The following is a 22,284-nucleotide window of genomic DNA, read 5'->3' on the forward strand; positions in this document are numbered from 1 at the left end:
CCGCTGGCCAGCGTGATGCCGTTGTTGATGAAGGTGTTGCCGCTGCCGCCAAAGCCCAGCGTCCCGCTCAGCGTCACACCGTCCAGTGTCCCGCCACTGCTGGTCAGCGTAGCCGTTGTGCTCGATAGCGTGCCGTTCTTGATGGTGCCAGTGAGCGTGGTTAGACCACCCGTGCCAAACTGCCCCGTACCGTCCAGGTTCAGCGTGCTGCCCGTGTTGTCCAGCGTTCCGGTGATGTTGACCACGCCGCCGATCGCGTGGGCTATCGTGCCCAGGCTGGCCGTGACGAAACTGCCGCCCAGGTTCAAGGTGCCGCTGGCCCCCACCTGCAAGCCGCTTGTATTGGCATTGCTCCAGCTTGGCGCCGTGGCGCCGCTCGCGTTGATGGCCAGCGTCCCCGCCGCCGCATTGATCACTCCGGTGGCGCTGTTGGTAAAGTTGGTCGGGCTCAGGGTCAGGGTCTGCGCCGCTGTATTCGAGCTGATCGTTCCGGCATTGATGATGCTGGCCGCCGAGCTGTCCGTAAGGCTGCCGTAGCCTTGGTACGTGATGCCGCTGTCGATCTGTAGCGTCTGACTTAAAACGCCGTAGCCGGCGTATAACGTGCCGCCCGCGTTGTTGATCGTGCCCGTGCCCCTGCTGGCAATGTGCTGCGTTCCGGCGCTGCCAAAAAACCAATTGCTGGCCCCCTTGTTCACCACCGCCCCGCTGGCCAGCGTGATGCCGTTGTTGATGAAGGTGTTGCCGCTGCCGCCAAAGCCCAGCGTCCCGCTCAGCGTCACACCGTCCAGTGTCCCGCCACTGCTGGTCAGCGTAGCCGTTGTGCTCGATAACGTGCCGTTCTTGATGGTGCCAGTGAGCGTGGTTAGACCACCCGTGCCAAACTGCCCCGTACCGTCCAGGTTCAGCGTGCTGCCGGTGTTGTCCAGCGTGCCGGTGATGTTGACCACGCCACCGGTTGCGTGGGCTATCGTGCCCAGGCTGGACGTGACGAAACTGCCGCCCAGGTTCAAGGTGCCGCTGGCCCCCACCTGCAAGCCGCTTGTATTGGCATTGCTCCAGCTTGGCGCCGTGGCGCTGCTCGCGTTGATGGCCAGCGTCCCCGCCGCCGCATTGATCACTCCGGTAGCGCTGTTGGTAAAGTTGGTCGGGCTCAGGGTCAGGGTCTGCGCCGCTGTATTCGAGCTGATCGTTCCGGCATTGATGATGCTGGCCGCCGAGCTGTCCGTAAGGCTGCCGTAGCCTTGGTACGTGATGCCGCTGTCGATCTGTAGCGTCTGACTTAAAACGCCGTAGCCGGCGTATAACGTGCCGCCCGCGTTGTTGATCGTGCCCGTGCCCCTGCTGGCAATGTGCTGCGTTCCGGCGCTGCCAAAAAACCAATTGCTGGCCCCCTTGTTCACCACCGCCCCGCCAGCCAGCGTGATGCCGTTGTTGATGAAGGTGTTGCCGCTGCCGCCAAAGCCCAGCGTCCCGCTCAGCGTCACGCCGTCGAGTGTCCCGTTGCTGCTGGTCAAAGTGGCCACGCTGGTCAGGGTGCCGTTTTTGATCGTGCCGCTGCTGCTGAGGGTGGTCGCCCCGGTCAGCGTCGTCGTGCCGCCCTTGTTGTCGATCGTTCCCGCAATGGTGTTGCCGCTGGACCCGTTCAGGGCGACGTTCAAGGTATATATACCGCCGAGGCCATTGATGTTGGCGCCGGAGTGGATATTGATGGTGCCCAAGGTACTCAGAGTGAGTGTCCGTGCGCCAAGGCCGATATTGTGGGTGATCACGGCCGCGCCGCCGCTATCGGCACTGCCGTTCACGACGATGGCGCCGGTACCGGTACCGGTTATTCCGCCGGAGGTCTGAAGGGTGACATCGGTCCCGGAATTCAGAGGCGCACTGATCTCTGAGTCACCTATGCTGGACGGCGAGGTCGTTGGGTTGAATAGGCCAGCGCCGTCCACAAAAGCCCCGGCAGCGCCGTGGGTAACCGTGATGTCCGACGGGTCCAGCAGCCACAAGCCACGATTCCCCTGCCGTGCTGATGCGTCAACACGGATTCCAGCAACTTCGAGCGCGCGCTTGCCCGAAGTTTCGACCAATCCGCCATTGCCGCCCGTTGCTCCGCCCGTCGCGGAGATGCTGCCATAGGCCCTGGTCGTGTCATCCGCCCAGACGATCACCTTGCCACCATCGCCGCTACCGGTGGCGTCGGCCTTGATGGACGTCTGCTGGCCAAAGTAGCTCATGCTGGCGTTCTGCACATCCGGGTTCTTGCCCTGATAGTCACCTCCAACACGAACCGTGCCGCCGCCTTTTTCGCCCGAGACGTCGATCTGCGCCTGATCGGTCAGCGCCACACGCTGGCCCAGCACATCGACGCTGCCACCCACCGAGCCGCTGGCAACGATCTTGCCGCTGCCCTCGACATAGGCGTCGCCGGCGGCTTTGAGCACCACCTTGCCGCCCTCCAGGCTGGCGGTGGTCGCCTGAATCAGGCCGCTGTGCTTGAGCGTGCCGGCAAAGATGGCCACCGCATCGCCCTTGAGGGTGCCCAGATTGACGGCCTGATCACCAGGCGCCTGCACTTTCATGCTGATGCCTTCCAGGCCACGACCGGTGATCTCGATTTGTTGCCCTGCGGCCAAAATCGTGTTGCCGTTGGGTGCCTCAATCAAGGCCTGCTTGCCGGTCTCCACTGCGGAGCCCAGCAACACCACGTCGCCACTGCGCGCCAGAATCTTGCCCTGCACCGAAACCGCCGCGCCAGACGCCAGTCCATCACCGAACAGCAAGCGCCCGGCCAGCGCGTCGGCGTCGCTCATGCGCAGGCTGGAGGCCGTAAAGCCGGCGGTGTCCACCACCGCACCGGCACCCACCGCGATACCCGACTGGTTCACCAGCACCAGTTTGCCGTTGCTGCCCAGCGTGCCAAAAAGCAGCGACGGGGTATTGGTGACGACCCGGTTGATGGAGGTGCTGGAGGCGTTGGGTTGCTGAAAATAAGTCGTGCTGCCGGAGGGAATGGAGAAGCTTTGCCAGTTGATGGCCGAGTAGTTGCCGCCGGCACCGTTCTGGGTGGTGACGGTGAGCTTGTTACCCTGGTTCAGCAGGCTGGCCTGGCCGACGATGGCGACGCCACCACCCGGATTGGCCAAAGCGCTGGACGGGATGCAGCCCCAGGCGATGGCGATGCCAAGGGACAAAGCCGTGAGAAAGGTAGTCGACTGGGGGGGTGCCGCGAGGCTGGGCTGGCGGCGGCTGGCCGTCGCGGAGCCGCGCCCTCGGCCGGAAACAATCTCGGCGACCGCCACCATAACTCCCAAGGCTTGGTTCCACACGGTGCGGTAGATGTGGTTCAGCGATGCATGACTCGACACAATGCAACTCCCCAAGCAGGTAATTCCCCTATAAAACCTAGGCCTTTTCCCAAGAATTAGAGCACAACAGTCAAATCTGATCTATGGATGTTTTCCCCAAGCAGGGCCTGTTCACCCTATTTTTGCGAGATAAAAATAGGGTGAACAGGCCCTAAACCAGTTGCAGTTGCATCGCCTGCTCCGCGGCTTTCAGCTTGGCGCACAACTCCGACTGGCGGGCCTGGTCCGGCGGCCGTTTTGCGGCGGCCCATACCGGCGCCGGAAAATGCGTGTCCCAGTCAAAGCGGGCAATCACGTGCCAGTGCAGATGCGGCACCAGATTGCCCAGGGCCGCCAGGTTGATCTTGGTCGGTTGCAGATGCGCGCGCAAGGCCTGTTCCACCACCGCCACCGCCGCCATGCACAGGTTTCTGTCCTCGGCATCAAGGTCGGAGAACTCGGCCACATGCGCTGTCCAGACGACCCGGTAGAAGGCCGGAAAACCGGCCTCGTCAGCCCGGATCACCCGAAATTTCTCGCCCTCGAACACCAGAGCGCCACCGGGGGCCGCGCACAAGGGGCAAGTCGACAGCGTCATGCGACGATCCGGCGCCGGGCCGCCCCAAGCCGGATCAGCCCCCTCGGGGCTGATGCCCGCGGCTCCCAGCCTGCCTGTGCAGGGTGGGACGGGCAGAAGAGTCGTTGCCTCTGGCATCGACCTGTACAGCGAGGACACGCAGTGCCGAGCGTGGGGGCCATATCAAACCAGCACGCGCTCGATGCCGCCGGCGTTGGCGCGTTTGACGTAATCGGGCAACCACTGCTGACCCAGAATCTGGTTCGCCATCTCGACCACGATGTAGTCGGCTTCCAGCAGACCGTTGTTCAAATCGTCGCCAAAACGGCTCAAGCCTTGCAGGCAGGCCGGGCACGAGGTCAAGATCTTGACGTTTTCCTTGGCCCCCAGCAGACCTTGCTGGCGCAATTGGGTTTCGCCTTGGCGAATCTCTTCTTCCTTGCGGAAACGCACTTGCGTTGAAACATCCGGGCGGTTCAGCGCCAGCGTGCCGGCCTCGCCGCAGCAGCGCTCCGACTGGATCACATTGGAACCCAACAGTGCCTTGACCGTCTTGATCGGCTCCTGCAATTTCATCGGGCTGTGACAGGGGTCGTGGAACAGGAAAGCGCCGGCGTCCTTCAGGGTGATGCCTTTCTCCAGCAGGTATTCATGAATGTCGATGATGCGGCTGCCAGGGAAAATCTGGTCGAACTCATAACCCTGCAACTGGTCATAGCAGGTGCCGCAGCTCACCACCACGGTCTTGATGTCAAGGTAGTTCAAGGTGTTGGCCACCCGGTGGAACAGCACCCGGTTGTCGGTGATGATTTTCTCGGCCTTGTCGAACTGGCCGGCGCCGCGTTGCGGGTAGCCGCAGCACAGATAGCCCGGCGGCAGCACCGTCTGCACGCCGGCGTGCCACAGCATGGCTTGCGTTGCCAGCCCGACCTGGCTGAACAAGCGCTCCGAGCCGCAACCGGGGAAGTAGAACACCGCCTCGGTCTCGGCCGTCGTCGCCCGCGGGTCGCGGATGATGGGCACGTAATCCTTGTCTTCGATGTCGAGCAGGGCGCGCGCCGTCTTCTTGGGCAAACCACCGGGCAGCTTCTTGTTTACGAAGTGGATGATCTGTTCCTTGAGCGGCGCCGTACCGACCGTGGCCGGCGGCGCCTTGGTCTGCCTGCGTGCTATCACTTTCAGAAAGTCCGAGGCCAGGCGCTGCGCCTTGATGGCCACATTGACCATCACCGAGCGCGCCAGGCGGATGGTTTCCGGGTTGGTGGCGCTGAGCATGAACATGGCGGCCGCACCGGCCGGCCGGAACGTCTTCTTGCCCATCTTGCGCAGCAGGTTGCGCATGTTCATGGTGACGTCGCCGAAGTCGATGTCCACCGGGCATGGCGACAGGCATTTGTGACACACCGTGCAGTGGTCCGCCACATCCTCGAACTCTTGCCAGTGGCGGATCGAGATGCCGCGGCGCGTCTGCTCCTCGTACAGAAAAGCCTCCACCAGCAGCGAGGTCGCCAGAATCTTGTTGCGCGGGCTGTACAGCAAATTGGCGCGCGGCACGTGGGTGGAGCAGACCGGTTTGCACTTGCCGCAGCGCAGGCAGTCCTTCACGCTGTCGGCGATGGCGCCGATGTCGCTCCGCTGCATGATCAGCGACTCGTGCCCCATCAGACCGAAGCTGGGCGTATAGGCATTTGTCAAGTCGGCCGGCAGCACCGGCGCGGTTTGCCGGCGCAGCAATTTGCCTTTGTTGAAGCGCCCCTCCGGGTCCACCTTGGCCTTGTACTCGGTGAAGGGGCGCAGTTCCTCGTCGGTCAAAAACTCCAGCTTGGTGATGCCGATGCCGTGCTCGCCCGAGATCACACCGTCCAGCGAGCGCGCCAGCGCCATGATGCGTTTGACGGCGCCGTGCGCCGCTTGCAACATGTCGTAATCGTCGCTGTTGACGGGAATGTTGGTGTGCACATTGCCGTCCCCGGCATGCATGTGCAGGGCCGCCCAGACGCGACCCTTGAGCACCCGCTGGTGCACTGCGTTGCACTCGCGCAGGATGGCCTCGAAGGCGGCGCCGGTCAGAATGTTTTGCAGCGGCGCGCGCAGCTGCGTTTTCCAGCTGGCGCGCAGGCTGTGATCCTGCAACTGGGGAAACAAGGCATCCAGATCGCGCAGCCAGCCTTGCCACAGCAAACGCACCTCGGCAATCAGCGCCAGGGCCTGGGCGACGCGGTCTTGCAGCAACTCCGCCGACGGGATCTGGCTGGCGTCGTCGTGTTTGCCCAGGGGCAAATTACCGGCGCCGAAAAAGTCTTCCAGCTCGTCACACAAGGCAATCTTGTTGCGCAAGCTGAGCTCGATGTTGATGCGCTCGATGCCGTCGGTGTATTCGGCCATGCGCGGCAGCGGGATGACGACGTCCTCGTTGATCTTGAAGGCGTTGGTGTGCTTGCTGATGGCCGCCGTGCGCTTGCGATCGAGCCAGAATTTCTTGCGCGCCTCGGCACTGATGGCGATGAAGCCCTCGCCGCTGCGCGAGTTGGCAATCCGCACCACTTCGGAAGTGGCACGCGCCACGGCGTCGGCGTCGTCACCGGCGATATCGCCGAACAACACCATTTTCGGCAGGCCGCCGCGTTTGGACTTGGTGGCATAACCGACCGCTCGCAGATAGCGGTCGTCCAGATGTTCCAGCCCGGCCAGCAACACACCCGAGCGCTTCTGTTCGCTGAACATGAAGTCCTTGATCTCGACAATGCTGGGCACCGCATCCTTGGCGTTGCCGAAGAACTCCAGACAAACGGTGCGGGTGTGGGCCGGCTTGCGGTGCACGATCCAGCGCGCGCTGGTGATCAAGCCGTCGCAGCCTTCCTTCTGAATGCCCGGCAGACCGCTCAGGAACTTGTCGGTCACATCCTTGCCCAGGCCCTCCTTGCGGAAGGTCTTGCCGGGAATGTCCAGGCGCTGCGTGCGCAGCGGCGTCTTGCCGTCGGCCTTGAAGTATTTCAACTCGAAGCTGGCCAGTTCGACGTCGTGAATCTTGCCCAGGTTGTGCGCCAGGCGCGTGACTTCCAGCCACTCGGCCTGCGGCGTCACCATGCGCCAACTGGCCAGGTTGTCCAGTGCCGTGCCCCACAGCACGGCTTTCTTGCCGCCCGCGTTCATGGCGATATTGCCACCGATGCAGGAGGCCTCGGCCGAGGTCGGGTCGACCGCAAAAACATAACCGCCGCGCTCAGCCGCATCGGCCACGCGCTGCGTCACGACCCCGGCTTCGGTCCAGACCGTGGCGACCGGTTGGTGCAAACCCGGCAGGGTCACCATCTCGACTTCCGTCATGGCTTCAAGCTTTTCGGTGTTGATGACCACGCTCTTCCAGCTCAGGGGAATCGCGCCGCCGGTATAGCCGGTGCCGCCGCCGCGCGGAATGATGGTCAGTCCCAATTCGATGCAGGCCTTGACCAGGCCCGCCATCTCGGCTTCGCTATCGGGCGTCAGCACGACAAACGGATACTCGACGCGCCAGTCGGTGGCGTCGGTGACGTGGCTGACCCGTGACAGGCCGTCGAACTTGATGTTGTCCTTGGCCGTCAGCCGGCTCAGCGCACGCTGCGCCTTGCGCCGCAAGGCGGCGGTTTCGACAAAAGCGGCATCAAAGCCCTGCACCGCCGCATCGGCCGCCGCCAGCAGTTCGCCGACCATGGCATCGCGCTCCGGGTCCAGCGCCGGCGTGCGCCGCTTTTGCACTTCGCCCAAACGGTGCCGCAGCGCTTCCACCAGCAGTTGCCGGCGGTTCGGGTTGTCCAGCAAATCGTCCTGTAGATAAGGATTGCGCTGCACCACCCAGACGTCGCCCAGCACCTCGTACAGCATGCGCGCCGAGCGCCCCGTGCGGCGTTCCTCACGCAGCCGGTCCAGCATCTCCCAGGCCCGCACACCCAGCAAGCGAATCACGATTTCACGGTCGGAAAACGAGGTGTAGTTGTAGGGAATTTCGCGAATGCGCGGGTGCGCGTGCGGCACATACGCCGCCACGGACTCTGAATGATTGAGCTGAATGGGGGGGGTCATCGGGTTCTGTCGTTGCAGCCGGAACATGACACCGGGTGGAATCGGGTCGGGCCCGGCTGGTCGTGCATATTATCGCAGCGCAGCATTCACCTACTGGCCCGGTGGACACCCTGATGGAAACCCGGATACACCGCCTGTAAAAACATGTGTTTAATCAACCTTTCTGCTTTTTGACATATTTTTGTCGCCTGGCCGTCACAAACCACGGCTATGCTAAGCCCTCTTAATCCCAAGGAGATTGCATGAAATTGAAAGTTACAGCCCTTGCCCTGGCAGCGGTTTTTGCTGCTTCCGCACAGGCCCAGACCGAAATCCAGTGGTGGCATTCCATGACCGCCGTGAATGGCGAATGGGTCAACGATCTGGCAAAGAACTTCAACGCCAGCCAGAAGGAGTACAAGATTGTTCCCACCTTCAAGGGCACTTACGACGAGTCCATGACCGCCGCCATCGCCGCCTTCCGGGCCGGCAATGCACCCAACATCCTGCAGGTGTTCGAGGTCGGTACCGCCACCATGATGGCCAGCAAAGGCGCCATCGTGCCGGTCGGGCAAGTGATGAAGGACGCCGGCTACAAGTTCGACCCGACGGCCTATGTTTCGGCTGTCGCGGGCTACTACACCGCGCCCAACGGCCAGATGCTGAGCTTTCCGTTCAACAGCTCGACCACCATTTTCTACATCAACAAGGATGCCTTCAAAGCCGCTGGCATAGACACCGCCAAGCCGCCCACCACCTGGCCTGAAGTGGCCCTGGCCGCCGCCAAGCTCAAGGCCAGCGGTCACAAGTGTCCGCTCACCATCGCCTGGCAGGGTTGGACCCAACTGGAGAGCTTCTCGGCCTGGCACAACGTCGAATTCGCCACCAAATCGAACGGTCTGGCGGGCATGGACGCGCGCCTGAAAGTCGACTCGCCGCTGCATGAGCGGCACATCGAGAACCTGGCCAACATGGCCAAGCAAGGCCTGTTCATCTACAAGGGCCGGGCCAATGTGCCGGAGGCCAGCTTTGTCTCGGGCGAGTGCGCCATGATCACCACCTCGGCCGGCTTCTACGGCAACGTCGCCAAGAACGCCAAGTTCAACTACGCCCTGGCAACCCTGCCCTACTACCCGGATGTGCCCGGCGCCCCGCAAAACACCGTCATTGGTGGCGCCAGCCTGTGGGTGATGGCCGGCAAGAAACCGGCTGAATACAAAGGCGTGGCCGCTTTCTTCAACTACATCTCCAGCCCGGAAGTGCAGTCGGCCAGCCACAAGCGCACCGGTTACCTGCCGATCACCACGGCGGCTTACCAGTTGACCGAGAAGTCCGGCTTCTACAAGGAAAAACCGGGCACCGACATCGCGGTGACGCAGATGATCCGCAAGGTCACCGACAAGAGCCGCGGCATCCGCCTGGGCAACTATGTGCAGATTCGCCAGGTCGAGGACGAAGAACTGGAACAGGTCTGGAGCGGCAAGAAATCAGCCAAGGAAGCCTTGCAGGCGATCGTCAAGCGCGGCAATGAGTACCTGGAACGCTTCGAGAAGGCCAACAAGTAAAGAGCTGCTGTCCTTGAGCTGTCCTCCCGGCCCGGGGGTTGTCCTCCCGGTCCGGGGGTTGTCCTCCCGGCCCGGTAATTGTCATCCCGGGCTTGACCCGGGATCCATGGATTGCGGATCGGGCCCGCCCCGGACTCCGATCCGGGGTCCGCAATGACAACGATGGCAATACTTGAAGTCAGCCATGACCACTTTGGCAAGCGCCCACCGTGGGCCTGGCTGAGTCAGTTCTAACAACAAGAAAATGGAAAAACGCGTTCAATTTCGCTCCCCCTGGTTACCCTGGCTGCTGCTGGCACCGCAGGTGCTGGTGATCGGCGTGTTTTTCTTCTGGCCGGCGGCCCAGGCGCTGCTGCAATCGTTCCAGGTGCAGGATGCTTTTGGCATTTCGACAAAGTGGGTTGGCCTGGAAAATTTCAATCGCCTGTGGGCCGATGCCAGCTACCTCGCCTCCTTCAAGACGACGGCGCTGTTCTCCGTTCTGGTGGCCGTTTTAGGCATCGGACTGTCGCTGATACTGGCGATTTTTGCAGACCGCGTGGTCAAGGCCGCGATGTTCTACAAAACGCTATTGATCGTGCCCTATGCGGTGGCACCGGCAGTGGCCGGCGTGCTCTGGATTTTCATGTTTTCACCGTCCCTGGGAGTGGTGTCCTACGCCTTGGGATACCTTGGCATCAACTGGAACCACTTGCTCAACGAGGCGCACGGCATGACGCTGATCGTGATGGCCGCAGTCTGGAAGCAGATCTCCTACAACTTCCTGTTTTTTCTGGCCGGCCTGCAATCGATCCCGAAATCCCTGATCGAAGCCGCCGCCATCGACGGCGCCAAAGCCTGGCGCCGCTTCTGGACCATCCAGTTCCCCTTGTTGTCGCCGACCACCTTCTTCCTGCTGGTGATCAACATGGTGTACGCATTTTTCGACACCTTTGCCATTGTCGACGCCACCACCCACGGCGGCCCGGGGCAGGCCACCTCGATTCTGGTTTACAAGGTCTATTACGACGGTTTCAAGGCGATGGACCTGGGCGGCTCGGCGGCCCAGTCGGTGGTCTTGATGACCATCGTGATTGCGCTGACCGTGGTGCAGTTCCGCTTTGTCGAGAAAAAGGTCAATTACTGATGATGCCCCCACGCTTGCCACAATGTGTGCTGCGCTGCCCCCCGAGGGGGCCGTGCCTTGCTTGGGGCGGCCCGGCGCTGCGGCGGCACTTTGACAACTTACATCATGGTTGAACGCAGTCCTTTCTTAACTTTTCTCTCCCACGCGGTGATGCTGCTGGGCGTCCTGATTGTCGCTTTCCCCCTGTACCTGGCGTTTGTCGCCTCGACCCACACGGCGCAGGAAATTGTGCAGGCCCCGATGCCCCTGCTGCCCGGCAGCCATTTCTGGGAAACCTACCGCAAGGCCTTGCTGGGTGGCGGCGCCGGCGCCGGTTCCACGGCACCGGTGGCGCACATGATGTGGGTCAGCCTGATGACCGCGCTGATCATCACCTTCGGCAAAATCGCGATCTCCCTGCTGTCGGCTTTTGCCATCGTCTATTTCCGCTTTCCGTTCAAGGGTTTTTTCTTCTGGGCGATTTTCGTCACCTTGATGCTGCCGGTGGAAGTGCGCATAGGCCCCACCTACAAAGTGGTCGCCGACCTGGGCATGCTCAACACCTACGCCGGCTTGACCATTCCGCTGATCGCCTCGGCCACGGCAACTTTTTTGTTCCGCCAGTTTTTCATGTCGGTGCCGGACGAACTGACCGAGGCAGCGCGCATGGATGGCGCCGGTCCGATGCGTTTTTTCATTGACATTCTGGTGCCGCTGTCCAAGACCTCCATTGCCGCGCTGTTTGTGATCCAGTTCATCTACGGCTGGAACCAGTACCTGTGGCCCCTGCTGGCCACCACTTCGGAAGCGATGTACCCGGTGGTGGTGGGCATCAAGATGATGGTCGCCGGCGGCGATTCGCAAAACGAGTGGAACGTGGTCATGGCCACCGCCCTGCTGGCCATGCTGCCGCCCGCCACGGTGGTCATACTGATGCAAAAATGGTTTGTCAAAGGGCTGGTGGACACGGAGAAATAATATCTTTGCGGGACAGACCGAAGCGAAGCGGAGCTCTGTCCTCAACTGACTAAAAACATGGCCTCAATCACTTTAAAAAACGTCATCAAACGCTACGGCAGCGGCAAGACCGCCAACCAGGTCATCCACGGCGTCAGCGCCGATATTCTGGACGGCGAGTTCGTGGTCATCGTCGGCCCCTCGGGCTGCGGCAAATCGACCCTGCTGCGCATGGTGGCCGGGCTGGAAGAGATCAGCAGCGGCCAGATTTCGATTGGCGAGCGCGTCGTCAATGACCTGGAACCGTCCGAGCGCGACATTGCCATGGTGTTCCAGAACTACGCCCTGTACCCGCACATGAGCGTGTTCGACAACATGGCCTACGGCCTCAAGATCGCCAAAGTGCCGGCAGACGAAATCAAGGCGCGCGTCGACAAGGCCGCCAAAATCCTTGAAATCGGCTCGTTCCTGGCCCGCAAACCGCGCGAACTCTCGGGCGGCCAACGGCAACGGGTGGCGATGGGCCGCGCCATCGTGCGCCAGCCCAAGGTCTTTCTGTTTGACGAACCGCTGTCCAATCTGGATGCCAAGCTGCGCGCCCAGACCCGCCTGGAGATTCAGAAACTGCACCGCGAACTGGGTATCACATCCCTTTTTGTGACGCACGATCAGGTCGAGGCCATGACGCTGGCGCAGCGCATGCTGGTCATGAACGGCGGCGTGATGGAGCAGTTCGGCACGCCCGAGGAGGTGTACACCCGCCCGGCCACCACTTTTGTCGCCAGCTTCATCGGCTCGCCGCCCATGAATCTGCTCAAGAATGCCCCGGACGGCCGACCCGGCACCATCACCGGCATCCGTCCCGAACACCTGGACATCGGCCCCAGCGGCTGGGCGCTGCAAGTCGACGCGGTCGAAATGCTGGGCGCCGAGCGCCTGGTCTATGGCCGCTGGAGCCACGGCAGCGGCGACGAGGTGGTGATCCTGCGCACCGAGGAAGGGCACGCCGTGCCGGCCGTCGGCAGCACCATCCACGTCACCCCGCGCGCCGACAAGGTTCACTACTTCGACGCCGCCAGCGGCAAGCGCCTGACGACCAATGACTGTCATCCCGGACCCGATCCGGGATCCATGGATTGCGGGGCGGACCCGCAATGACACTGCCCTCTTGGCCCTACCCGCGCTGGATCGCGCACCGGGGCGCCGGCAAACTGGCGCCCGAAAATACCCTGGCGGCATTCCGGCTGGGCGCCAGTCATGGCTACCGCATGTTCGAATGCGATGTCAAACTGAGCGCCGACGGCGTTCCCTTTTTGCTGCACGATGCCAGTCTGCAACGCACCACCAACGGAGTCGAAAAGCTCGCTGCCGGGGCCAGCGCGGTGGCCGGCGAGCAAGCCTGGAGCCTGCTGTCGCAGCTCGATGCCGGCAGCTGGCATTCCCCGGCCTTTGCCGGGGAGCCGCTGCCCAGTTTCGAAAACATCGCCCGCTACTGCCTGCACAACGGTTACTTCCTGAACATCGAAATCAAACCGACACCGGGACTGGCCAGCCAGACCGGCGAAGTGGTGGCGCAACATGCGGCCTGGCTCTGGCAAGACTCCGCGGTGCCGCCCCTGCTGACCTCCTTCAAACCGCCGGCGCTGGAAGCGGCTCGCAATGCACAGCCGGAGCTCCCGCGCGGCCTGCTGCTGGACTCCCTGTGGCCCGGCTGGCTGGAGACGGCAGTGGCGCTGGAATGCTTGGCCATCGTCTGCGATCAGAAGTTGTGGGATCCGACCAGTGTGGCCCAGGCGAAGGACGCCCATTTGCGCTGTCTGAGTTACACGGTGAATGAGGAGGCGGGCGTTCAGCGCCTGCTGGCCCTAGGCACCGACGGCATCATCACCGACCGGGTGGACCTGTTTTCGCCGCAGCGCTAGCAGCCAGTCGGGCCGCTAGGCGCGCCAGCCGCGCCGCAGCAACCACTGACTGGTGGCGCCAACCAGCACCATGCCGGCGTAAGTGACCATCTTGCCGTCATGGCCAAAAAACCACAGGCCCAATAGCAGCACCAGTGCATTGGCTCCGAAATTGACCGCGGTCTGGGTCCAGAAGGTGGGAGCGGCAGCCTTTTTTTTCATCACCAAGCGGGCGCCCAAGGGCAGCAGCAGCGCCAGCCAGAAGGCCGGCGCCAGGAAGTTCAGCCCATGGTTCAGGAAAGCAAGCAAGCCCATCAATGGCAATAGAAAAGTTTCTGGTTCTTAATCGACACAAGCTGATTTTATAATCGCAGCATGGCAGTCTGGGCTTTAGGTATTAATCACACGACCGCGCCGCTCGATCTGCGCGGTCGCTTTGCGTTCGCCATCGATCAGGTGGAACCCACCCTGCGGGCCTTGCGCGATTCGCTTTCGCGCCAACCCGAGGCGGCCCTGATCTCCACCTGCAACCGCACCGAGATCTACTGCGCCGGCGAAAAACCGCAACTGGAACACACGCTGGACTGGCTGGCCCAGAGCGGCGGCGTCTCCAGCAGCCTGCTGCGGGCGCACGCCTACACCATGGAAGACAGCCTGGCGGCGCGCCACGCTTTCCGGGTTGCCAGCGGGCTCGACTCGATGGTGCTGGGCGAGCCGCAAATCCTGGGCCAGATCAAGGACGCGGTGCGCGCCGCCGAGGCTGCCGGCGCTCTGGGTACCACCCTCAGCCAGCTGTTCCAGCGCTCGTTCGCGGTCGCCAAGGAAGTGCGCACCTCGACCGAAATCGGCGCCCATTCGATCAGCATGGCCGCCGCCGCGGTGCGCCTGGCGGGCCAGTTGTTCGAGGACATGGGCCAGGTCAAAATCCTGTTCGTCGGTGCCGGCGAGATGATAGAACTGTGCGCCACCCACTTTGCCGCCAAAAACCCGAAGAGCCTGGCGATCGCCAACCGCACGCTGGAACGCGGCGAAAAGCTGGCCAGCCGCTTTGGCGGCGAAGTGATGCGTCTGGGCGACCTGCCGGACCGGCTGCACGAGTTCGACGCGGTCGTCAGCTGCACCGCCAGCACGCTGCCCATCATCGGCCTGGGCGCCGTCGAGCGCGCCTTGAAGCGGCGCAAGCACCGCCCCATGTTCATGGTCGACCTGGCGGTGCCGCGCGACATCGAGATCGAGGTCAAGGCGCTGGAAGACATCTACCTGTACACCGTGGACGACTTGGCCGGCGTCGTGCAAACGGCGCAGGCCAGCCGGCAAGCGGCGGTGGCGCAGGCCGAGGCGATTGTCGACGCCGGTGTGCAGAGCTTCATGCACTGGGTCGACCAGCGCGGCTCGGTACCCTTGATCCAGCAACTCAACGCCCAGGCCGACGAATGGCGCGCCGCCGAAATCGGCCGTGCCCGCAAGCTGCTGGCCAAGGGCGAGGACGTGGAAGCCGTGCTGGAAGCGCTCTCCAAGGGGCTGACGCAAAAGATGCTGCACGGCGCCATGGCCGAGTTGCGGGCCGGCGACACCGAGGCGCGCGAACGCGCCAGTTCGGCCATTCAGCACTTCTTCCTGCGCAAGGAACGTTAGCTGTCATGGCGGCCCCGGATCAGGTCCGGGGTTTCAGCACCCGCAATCCATGGATCCCGGATCGAGTCCGGGATGACAGCCAATAAACCTCCCTTTGCCCACCCATTCCCCCTGCTCATGAAACCCTTTCTCCGCCAACAACTCGCACGCTACGCCGACCGCCTGGGCGAGCTTGAATTTCTGCTCTCGCGCGAAGACATCATGAAGGACATGAAGCAGTTTTTGCTGCTCTCGCGCGAGCACACCGAGGTCTCTGCCGTGGCCAGCCGCTGGGCCCGCTACCGCCAGCGCGAGGCCGATCTGGCGGCGGCGCAGGAACTGCTGGCGGCCTCTGCCGATGACGCCGACATGTCCGCGATGGCGCAGGAAGAAATCGACAGCGCCAATGCAGAGATCGAGCAACTGGAAAACGAATTGCAGCGCATGCTGCTGCCCAAGGACCCGGACGACGCGCGCCCCGCCTTTGTCGAAATCCGCGCCGGTACCGGCGGCGACGAGTCGGCCCTGTTCGCCGCTGACCTGCTGCGCATGTACAGCCGCTATGCCGACCGCCGCGGCTGGAAGACCGAAATCGTCAGCGAATCGCCCAGCGAGCTGGGCGGCTACAAGGAAGTGGTGATCCGGATCGAAGGCGACGCTGTCTACGGCGCGCTCAAATTCGAGTCCGGCGGCCACCGCGTGCAACGCGTGCCGGCCACCGAAACGCAGGGCCGCATCCACACCAGCGCCTGCACGGTGGCGGTGCTGGCCGAACAGGACGAGGCGCAAGCGATCCAGATCAACCCGGCCGATCTGCGCATAGACACTTACCGCGCCAGCGGTGCCGGCGGCCAGCACATCAACAAGACCGACTCGGCGGTGCGCATCACGCACTTGCCGACCGGCATCGTGGCCGAATGCCAGGATGGCCGCAGCCAGCACAGCAACAAGGCGCAGGCGCTGAAAGTGCTGACCGCCCGCATCCATGAAAAAGACCGCAGCGAGCGCGCCGCCAAGGACGCCGCCGAGCGCAAGAGCCTGGTCGGCAGCGGCGACCGCAGCGACCGCATCCGCACCTACAACTTCCCGCAGGGGCGGCTGACCGACCACCGCATCAACCTCACGCTGTACAAGCTGCTGGGCATCATGGAAGGCGATCTCGACGACGTGGTGCAAGCCCTGCAAGCCTTTGAAGCGGCACAGCAGTTGGCGGCACTGGAAGTGGGCCCCGGCGCTTGACCGTGGCAACGCTCGCGCAAGCCCTGCTACAGGCTCAGTCGCTGGGCCTGGACCGGCTCGATGCGCAACTGCTGTTGCTGCACGCGCTGGGCAAACGGGCCACCCGGCGCGCCTGGTTGCTGGCCCATGACACCGACGAACTGCCGGCCAACGCGCAGGCCTGTTTCGACGCCTTCGTGCAGCGCCGCGCCGACAACGAGCCGCTGGCCTACCTCACCGGCCACAAGGAATTTTTTGGTCTGGACCTGCGGGTGGATGGGCGCGTGCTGGTGCCCCGGCCCGATACCGAAACACTGGTCGAATGGGCACTGGAGGTACTGGCGCAGACAACGGCCGGGAGCGATCCCGTCGCCGTGCTGGACCTGGGCACCGGCAGCGGCGCCATTGCCCTGGCGCTCAAGGCGACGCGGCCCGCGCTGGCGGTCAGCGCAACCGACGCCAGCGCCGATGCATTGGCGGTGGCGCGGGCCAACGCCCAGCGCCTCAATCTCGAAGTGCAGTTTGCGCAGGGCTCATGGCTGGACGGCGTAACAGGCCGCTATCACGCCATTGTCTCCAACCCGCCCTATGTGGCGGCGCAGGACCGGCACCTGGAAGCCCTCCGGCACGAGCCCCAGCAGGCGCTGACTTCAGGGGTCGACGGGCTGGACGATCTTCGCCACATCATCAATCAGGCGCCGACGCATTTGCACGCGGCCGGCTGGCTGCTGCTGGAACATGGCCATGACCAGGCGGAGGCCGTGCGGGAGCTACTGCGGCAGGTCGGCTTTGTCAACGTCCAGTCCAGACGCGACCTGAGCGGCATCGAACGTTGCAGCGGCGGGCAGTACCGGTATTGAGAGAAGTGACCCCGGCTGTTTGAACAACATTCCCCGATTTATAAGTGGACTGCGGGCGGGTTGCCAAAGGTCGGCTATGCAGCCTGCGGAATCATCACTTGGCTTGCGTCCAGCCTATTGGGACAAGTTCTTAATCAAAGAAAACTTCTTTGAGCATGTCCATGCACTGTTGAATGGCTGCCACCACATGCGGAATGGACTCTGCCACTTCGGCTTCACGCCGGATTACCAGCTCTGCGGTCAGTATCAGCCGCTGCACCCTGTCACGGGGATCGGGCACCTGGCATACCTTGGCAAAATCCAACAATCCTTGGCGAACCGCAAAGAATGACTTCTGCCCGCACAAATCCAATGCCAGTACATCCTCGGCAATGTAGGCCGTGGTGTTGACCACATCAAAGGTCGGTGCCAAGCGACAGTCGCTGCGGGTCGGGTCGGTGTAGAGAAGGCCAAAGTTTTTCAAATGCGCATCGCCATTTCCCACCACACAAGTCAGCGCCACCATATCGAAAAGTGCCTGCAAGGATGGGATGACGTGGGGGCCTGAGGCAAACGCCTCAACCAGCTTGGCCACATGGGTGTAACTGGTTTTGTATTTGTCGCGTGCTGAGAATCCGGCCAAAGCCGCCATGTCCTCAAACCCTATGGGGATGCCATCAGGCGTTCTGTCGAACCGCTGCATGACAAACAACTCTTTGTTGTTCGACAAATAGAACTCGGGTACCACCAAACCCGATTCCTTGGCAATGCTCATGCAGAGAAACTCGTTTGCTGCCAGGCCGGGATATTCCTGGCGACCACTTTTGACGATCAAATCCGGCGTTCGCACCGTTGCCTTGGAATGGGCCGGCTCCATCACCTGGGGCGCCATGGCCTGCGGCACCAACACCTTGGGCTGCACGCCAGAAATGCCGGTGCGATAGATGTACTTGTCCACCAGTTCGGCAAATAGACTCTCGGTGCCGTCCCAGGCCAGTATTTCACTCAGCCGCTCGCCTTTGCCCTGCTCACCCGCCAAAGGGTTTACGAAATTTGACTGCACGGCCACGCGGCCAATAGGCGACTGCCCGCCTGACAGGGCTAGCAGCAGCATGGGTTCCAGAGGGATGATTTTGGCCAAGCGGTTTTGCAACTCTTCCAGCAAAAAACCTTCAGGCAGATTCATCTGAAAGATGGGGTGCAAAGCAGCTCGGGCATATTGCGCCTTGCGGACCGGCATGGTCAGGCTAACTGCTGCGTCGGCCGAGGCCGGGCCGTAGGCAAACAAGAACTGTCCCTGTTCCTGCGTCAACTCTCCCGCTTCGCCCTGAGGCGTGCTGACGCGCAGATGAGTGGCATCGTTCATTGAAAATCTTTCAGCTCATCCAGTGTCGGCCGGGTGCGTGGCAGCAGTGTCATTTCAGCACCCAATGCGCCTGCCAGTCTGGCGTGGCTCTCGATCGACACCGAACTGCGCCCCGCTTCAATGGCAATCACCTTTAAGCGCGTCACCCCCGCCAGACGCGCAAGCGCCTCTTGCGTCAGGCCGCGGTTGGTGCGCATGGCTTTGAAGGCTAAACCCAGCTTTTGCAAATGAAAGGATTGATCCATGTATCGATAATAATACTTTTAATTCGTTTTGTCTTGTAAACGATACATTTTTGAGTGATCAGATCGCTGCGGGCAGGGCTGCGGTCATCACGCAAATCCAATTGAGACCTGACGCATAGCGCAGGTCTCGCGTCTGTTGCGATCAGCTATGCGCCCAGCAACACCCCGTCCCCGGAAAACGCCAGCGCCGCGTCCAGATCGAAGCTCAGACCCACTGTTTGTCCGGGCGTCACGCGCCCCTCCAGCGCCGCCACTTTGGCGCTGAGCAAATCATCGACGCCGTCGACGCGCAAGTGAATGATGGAGGCATCTCCCAGATGCTCGGCCAGCATGACTTGGGCCGGCACGCCCTGCTCCGCGCTGCCCAGGTGCAGGTGCTCGGGGCGGATGCCGACCTTGCTGCTGTCTTGCGGTGCCTGCGCCGCAGCGGCACGCCACAAGGCGGCGTGCGCGGCGGACGCACCCGCTGCCGGCCGGCCGATCAGGTTGATGCGCGGCGCACCCAGGAAGGTGGCGACAAACTCGTTGGCCGGGCGCGCGTACAAGTCCATGGGCGCACCCAGCTGCTCGACCCGGCCCTGGTTGAAGACGGCAATGCGGTCGCCCATGGTCATGGCCTCCACCTGGTCGTGCGTCACGTAGATCATGGTGGTGCCGAGTTCCTTGTGCAGGCGCGACAGCTCGATGCGCATGGTGACGCGCAGCGCGGCGTCCAGATTCGACAGCGGCTCGTCGAACAGGAACACCTTGGGCTTGCGCACGATGGCGCGGCCGATCGCCACGCGCTGGCGCTCGCCGCCGGACAAGGCTTTGGGCAGGCGCGGCAGCAGGTGCGAGATGCGCAGCACCTCGGCGGTGCGCGCAACCACCTGCTCGCGCTCGCTCTTCCTGATGCCGGCCATGCGCAGCGAGAAGCCCATGTTCTCGGCCACCGTCATGTGCGGGTACAAGGCGTAGCTCTGGAACACCATGGCGGCGCCGCGATCGGCCGGGCGCAGATCGTTGGCACGCTGGCCGTCGATCAGCAAGTCGCCTCCGCTGATGCTCTCCAGCCCGGCGATCATGCGCAGCATGGTCGATTTGCCGCAACCCGAGGGCCCGACGAAGACCAGAAACTCGCCGTCGCGCACCTCCAGATCGACGCCGTGAATCACGGCCGCGTCGCCGTAGCTCTTGCGAATGCCTTTGAGCGCCAGATGTCCCATGTCAGACTCCTCGTTTCTTCTGCGCGGCAAGAAAATCGCGGTACCACAAAGCGCTGTCCTTGAGCGTGCGCTGCTGCGTGTCGTAGTCCACCCGCACGATGCCGAAGCGCTTGGCGTAGCCGGAGGACCATTCGAAGTTGTCCAGCAGGCTCCAGACAAAATAGCCGTCCACCCGCACGCCCTGGCGCATGGCATCGGCCAGTGCCGCAATGTGGTTTTCGATATAGGCCTGGCGCCGCGCATCATGCACCTGGCCGTCCACCACCTGGTCCGGGAAGGCGGCGCCGTTTTCGGTGATGTAGATCGGCGGCAAGCTGTAGTCCCGGTGCAGGCGCAACAGCAGGTCGGCCAGGCCTTGCGGATAGACCTCCCAGCCCATGTCGGTGATTTCATGGCCACTGGTCTTGACGTCCCACGGCTGGCCGGCACTGACGACGCTGCGCATGTAGTAGTTGATGCCAAGAAAGTCCATCGGCACCTTGATTTTCTCCATGTCGCCGGGCATCACCTTGGGCGCATCGGCACCCAGGTCGGCCAGCACGTCGGCCGGATATTCACCCTTCAGCAGCGCCTCCACATACCAGCGCAAGCCGCCGCCGTCGGCGCGCCGCGCCGCCGCCCGGTCGGCCTCCGAGTCGCTCGCGGCATCTATCGGCGACAGGTTGAGCACAATGCCCATGTCGGCCTTGCAGCCTTGCGCCCGCATGGCCGTCAGCGCCATGCCGTGACTCAAGAACAAATGGTGTGCCACCTGAATGGCTGCGGCACGGCTCTTGATACCGGGCGCAAAGTTGCCTACTTCGTGACCCAACACCGCCACCACCCAGGGTTCGTTGTGGGTGCAGATCGAGGCCACGCGGTCGCCCAGCCGGCGCGCCACTTCGCTGGCATAAGCGACAAAGTGCTGCACCGTGTCGCGGTTCTGCCAGCCACCCTGGGCTTGCAGGTTTGAGGGCAAGTCCCAGTGATTGAGCGTCAGATAGGGTTTGAGGCCGCGCGCGAGCATGCCATCGACCAACCGTTCGTAAAACGCAAAACCGGCTTCATTGAAGGCACCCGAGCCCAGCGGCTGCACGCGCGGCCACGACACCGAGAAGCGGTAAGCGGCTACGCCCAGGCCGGCGATCAGGTCCAGATCGGCTTCCCAGCGCTGGTAATGGTCACAGGCGACACGGCCATCGCTGGCGTCCTGGATGGCACCGGGAATGCGGCAGAAATCGTCCCAGATGGAAGGGCCTTTGCCGTCGGCGTCGGCGGCGCCCTCGATCTGGAAGGCGCTGGTGGCAACGCCCCAGACGAAGTCCTTGGGAAATGCGGAACTGGATATGGTGGTCATAACAATGGTCATAAAAAAATCGAAATCAGCCGCGCACTGCGCCGGCCGTCAAGCCGTCGATGAGGCGGCGCGAGGAAATGGCAAACAGCACCAGCAACGGCACGGTGGCGATGGCCGCGCCGGCAAGCAGCGCCCCCCATTCGGTATCGCCCGGGCTATACATGCCGCGCAGCGCGAGCGGAAAGGTGTACATCTCGGGTGAGCGCATGACCACCAACGGACCGATGAAGTTGTTCCAGGAGGCGATGAAGGTGATCAGTCCCAACGTGCCCAGGGCGGGTTGCAGCAGCGGCAGTACCACGCTCCAGTAGATGCGCAGCTCGCCGCAGCCATCCATGCGTGCGGCCTCGATCAGGTCGCGCGGGATACTCGATGTGATGAACTGGCGCATCATGAAGATGCCAAAGGCGCTGGCCGCACCCGGGATGTAGAGGGCACGCGGCTGGTCGATCCAGCCCAGCGCGTCCATGATCATGAAGCTGGGGATCATCCCCAGAAAGGACGGCAGCATCATGGTGCCCATGACCAGCGCAAACAAGGGCTTCTTGAAGCGAAACTCGAACATGGCAAACGCGTAGCCGCCCATGGAGCAAAACAGCAGCGTCAGCGCGGTGGAGGCCAGCGCCACATACAGACTCCAGCCCAGGCTGCGCCACAAGGCGATGCGCCCGGTCAGGATGGCAAAGTTCGGCAGGAAGTCGGTGCCAAAAAATAGCGGCGGCGGCAGGCTGAAGATGTCGCTGCGCGAATGCGTGGCAAACACGAACATGAAATAGAACGGCGCCAGCATGATGAGCGCGCCCGCGCCGACCAGCAGGTAGGCCGCCCACGGGGCAAGACGGTCTTGACGAATCATTTGTTTCCCCACTGAACGCTTTGCGCGGAAAGGCTGCGCGCCGGCGCCGCGGTTTGCCCTTCGGGCAGGGGCCTTTTTCCCCACTCACACCCCCCCGCCCCTCTCCCGCCCCGCCGGG

At 62.9% G+C, this 22,284-nt stretch carries 17 protein-coding genes; 8 read left to right on the forward strand and 9 right to left on the reverse strand.

Annotated elements, in window-relative coordinates; translation table 11 throughout:
* The 3 genes from PHS32_RS00300 to PHS32_RS00310 form a co-directional block, all read right to left on the reverse strand.
* Nucleotides 1–3,365: filamentous hemagglutinin N-terminal domain-containing protein (locus PHS32_RS00300; protein WP_301076749.1), on the reverse strand; the 3,365-nt coding region annotated here is incomplete at its 3' end.
* A 151-nt stretch (nt 3,366–3,516) separates the two neighbouring features.
* Nucleotides 3,517–3,942 carry an HIT family protein gene (locus PHS32_RS00305; RefSeq protein ID WP_301076750.1) on the reverse strand — a complete coding sequence of 142 codons (426 nt, stop codon included), beginning with the start codon at nt 3,940–3,942 and terminating at the stop codon, nt 3,517–3,519.
* Between the two features lie 162 nt (nt 3,943–4,104).
* The gene (locus PHS32_RS00310; protein ID WP_301076751.1) at nt 4,105–7,980 is read right to left on the reverse strand and encodes an FAD/FMN-binding oxidoreductase; all 3,876 of its coding nucleotides are present in this window, start codon (nt 7,978–7,980) and stop codon (nt 4,105–4,107) included.
* A gap of 248 nt (nt 7,981–8,228) precedes the next feature.
* On the opposite strand from PHS32_RS00310, the gene ugpB reads away from it, so the two are divergent.
* From ugpB to ugpQ, 5 genes are all read left to right on the forward strand, one after another.
* The gene (gene ugpB / locus PHS32_RS00315) at nt 8,229–9,524 is read left to right on the forward strand and encodes a sn-glycerol-3-phosphate ABC transporter substrate-binding protein UgpB (protein ID WP_301076886.1); all 1,296 of its coding nucleotides are present in this window, start codon (nt 8,229–8,231) and stop codon (nt 9,522–9,524) included.
* A 244-nt stretch (nt 9,525–9,768) separates the two neighbouring features.
* Nucleotides 9,769–10,650: a sn-glycerol-3-phosphate ABC transporter permease UgpA gene (gene ugpA, locus PHS32_RS00320; protein ID WP_301076752.1), complete on the forward strand. Its 882-nt coding sequence runs from the start codon at nt 9,769–9,771 to the stop codon at nt 10,648–10,650.
* Nucleotides 10,651–10,755: 105 nt separating this feature from the next.
* Nucleotides 10,756–11,607, forward strand: a complete 852-nt coding sequence (gene ugpE / locus PHS32_RS00325) for a sn-glycerol-3-phosphate ABC transporter permease UgpE (RefSeq protein WP_301076753.1) — start codon at nt 10,756–10,758, stop codon at nt 11,605–11,607.
* 57 nt (nt 11,608–11,664) lie between these two features.
* Nucleotides 11,665–12,744 (forward strand): sn-glycerol-3-phosphate import ATP-binding protein UgpC, encoded by a 1,080-nt coding sequence (locus PHS32_RS00330; protein WP_301076754.1) that lies wholly within the window; start codon nt 11,665–11,667, stop codon nt 12,742–12,744.
* Entirely contained in the window at nt 12,741–13,508 is a 768-nt protein-coding gene (ugpQ, locus tag PHS32_RS00335) for a glycerophosphodiester phosphodiesterase (RefSeq protein WP_301076755.1), read from the forward strand. The genes PHS32_RS00330 and ugpQ overlap by 4 nt, the downstream gene beginning before the upstream one ends.
* Before the next feature lie 15 nt (nt 13,509–13,523).
* On the opposite strand, the gene PHS32_RS00340 is transcribed toward ugpQ, so the two are convergent.
* Nucleotides 13,524–13,802 carry a hypothetical protein gene (locus PHS32_RS00340; RefSeq protein ID WP_301076756.1) on the reverse strand — a complete coding sequence of 93 codons (279 nt, stop codon included), beginning with the start codon at nt 13,800–13,802 and terminating at the stop codon, nt 13,524–13,526.
* 60 nt (nt 13,803–13,862) lie between these two features.
* Between PHS32_RS00340 and hemA the strand changes: the two genes are divergently transcribed.
* The 3 genes from hemA (at nt 13,863) to prmC (ending at nt 17,179) form a co-directional block, all read left to right on the forward strand.
* Nucleotides 13,863–15,122: a glutamyl-tRNA reductase gene (gene hemA, locus PHS32_RS00345; protein ID WP_301076757.1), complete on the forward strand. Its 1,260-nt coding sequence runs from the start codon at nt 13,863–13,865 to the stop codon at nt 15,120–15,122.
* Nucleotides 15,123–15,239: 117 nt separating this feature from the next.
* Nucleotides 15,240–16,340 (forward strand): peptide chain release factor 1, encoded by a 1,101-nt coding sequence (gene prfA / locus PHS32_RS00350; protein ID WP_301076758.1) that lies wholly within the window; start codon nt 15,240–15,242, stop codon nt 16,338–16,340.
* A 2-nt stretch (nt 16,341–16,342) separates the two neighbouring features.
* On the forward strand, nt 16,343–17,179 hold the full coding sequence (gene prmC / locus PHS32_RS00355) for a peptide chain release factor N(5)-glutamine methyltransferase (protein ID WP_301076759.1): 837 nt from the start codon (nt 16,343–16,345) through the stop codon (nt 17,177–17,179).
* A 130-nt stretch (nt 17,180–17,309) separates the two neighbouring features.
* On the opposite strand, the gene PHS32_RS00360 is transcribed toward prmC, so the two are convergent.
* The 5 genes from PHS32_RS00360 to PHS32_RS00380 all read right to left on the reverse strand — a co-directional run bounded on the left by PHS32_RS00360 (nt 17,310) and on the right by PHS32_RS00380 (nt 22,166).
* Nucleotides 17,310–18,524 carry a type II toxin-antitoxin system HipA family toxin gene (locus tag PHS32_RS00360; RefSeq protein ID WP_301076760.1) on the reverse strand — a complete coding sequence of 405 codons (1,215 nt, stop codon included), beginning with the start codon at nt 18,522–18,524 and terminating at the stop codon, nt 17,310–17,312.
* Nucleotides 18,521–18,769 (reverse strand): helix-turn-helix domain-containing protein, encoded by a 249-nt coding sequence (locus PHS32_RS00365; RefSeq protein ID WP_301076761.1) that lies wholly within the window; start codon nt 18,767–18,769, stop codon nt 18,521–18,523. Before PHS32_RS00365 ends, PHS32_RS00360 begins: the two co-directional genes overlap by 4 nt.
* Before the next feature lie 146 nt (nt 18,770–18,915).
* Entirely contained in the window at nt 18,916–19,974 is a 1,059-nt protein-coding gene (locus PHS32_RS00370) for an ABC transporter ATP-binding protein (RefSeq protein WP_301076762.1), read from the reverse strand.
* Between the two features lies 1 nt (nt 19,975).
* The gene (locus PHS32_RS00375; protein WP_301076763.1) at nt 19,976–21,310 is read right to left on the reverse strand and encodes a GH1 family beta-glucosidase; all 1,335 of its coding nucleotides are present in this window, start codon (nt 21,308–21,310) and stop codon (nt 19,976–19,978) included.
* Between the two features lie 25 nt (nt 21,311–21,335).
* Nucleotides 21,336–22,166, reverse strand: a complete 831-nt coding sequence (locus PHS32_RS00380; RefSeq protein ID WP_301076764.1) for a carbohydrate ABC transporter permease — start codon at nt 22,164–22,166, stop codon at nt 21,336–21,338.
* Between the last annotated feature and the right edge of the window lie 118 nt (nt 22,167–22,284).

The sequence above is a fragment of the Rhodoferax sp. genome, assembly GCF_028714215.1.
Taxonomy (GTDB): Bacteria; Pseudomonadota; Gammaproteobacteria; order Burkholderiales; family Burkholderiaceae_C; genus Rhodoferax.

Bases quoted from the DNA above. Each gene is read 5' to 3' on its own strand.
- PHS32_RS00375 (WP_301076763.1), bottom strand. From the start codon at position 21,310: ATGACCACCATATCCAGTTCCGCATTTCCCAAGGACTTCGTCTGGGGC.
- PHS32_RS00370 (WP_301076762.1), bottom strand. From the start codon at position 19,974: ATGGGACATCTGGCGCTCAAAGGCATTCGCAAGAGCTACGGCGACGCG.
- ugpE (WP_301076753.1), top strand. From the start codon at position 10,756: ATGGTTGAACGCAGTCCTTTCTTAACTTTTCTCTCCCACGCGGTGATG.
- hemA (WP_301076757.1), top strand. From the start codon at position 13,863: ATGGCAGTCTGGGCTTTAGGTATTAATCACACGACCGCGCCGCTCGAT.
- PHS32_RS00360 (WP_301076760.1), bottom strand. From the start codon at position 18,524: ATGAACGATGCCACTCATCTGCGCGTCAGCACGCCTCAGGGCGAAGCG.
- ugpQ (WP_301076755.1), top strand. From the start codon at position 12,741: ATGACACTGCCCTCTTGGCCCTACCCGCGCTGGATCGCGCACCGGGGC.
- ugpA (WP_301076752.1), top strand. From the start codon at position 9,769: ATGGAAAAACGCGTTCAATTTCGCTCCCCCTGGTTACCCTGGCTGCTG.
- PHS32_RS00365 (WP_301076761.1), bottom strand. From the start codon at position 18,769: ATGGATCAATCCTTTCATTTGCAAAAGCTGGGTTTAGCCTTCAAAGCC.
- PHS32_RS00380 (WP_301076764.1), bottom strand. From the start codon at position 22,166: ATGATTCGTCAAGACCGTCTTGCCCCGTGGGCGGCCTACCTGCTGGTC.
- PHS32_RS00305 (WP_301076750.1), bottom strand. From the start codon at position 3,942: ATGACGCTGTCGACTTGCCCCTTGTGCGCGGCCCCCGGTGGCGCTCTG.
- PHS32_RS00340 (WP_301076756.1), bottom strand. From the start codon at position 13,802: ATGGGCTTGCTTGCTTTCCTGAACCATGGGCTGAACTTCCTGGCGCCG.
- PHS32_RS00330 (WP_301076754.1), top strand. From the start codon at position 11,665: ATGGCCTCAATCACTTTAAAAAACGTCATCAAACGCTACGGCAGCGGC.
- PHS32_RS00310 (WP_301076751.1), bottom strand. From the start codon at position 7,980: ATGACCCCCCCCATTCAGCTCAATCATTCAGAGTCCGTGGCGGCGTAT.
- prfA (WP_301076758.1), top strand. From the start codon at position 15,240: ATGAAACCCTTTCTCCGCCAACAACTCGCACGCTACGCCGACCGCCTG.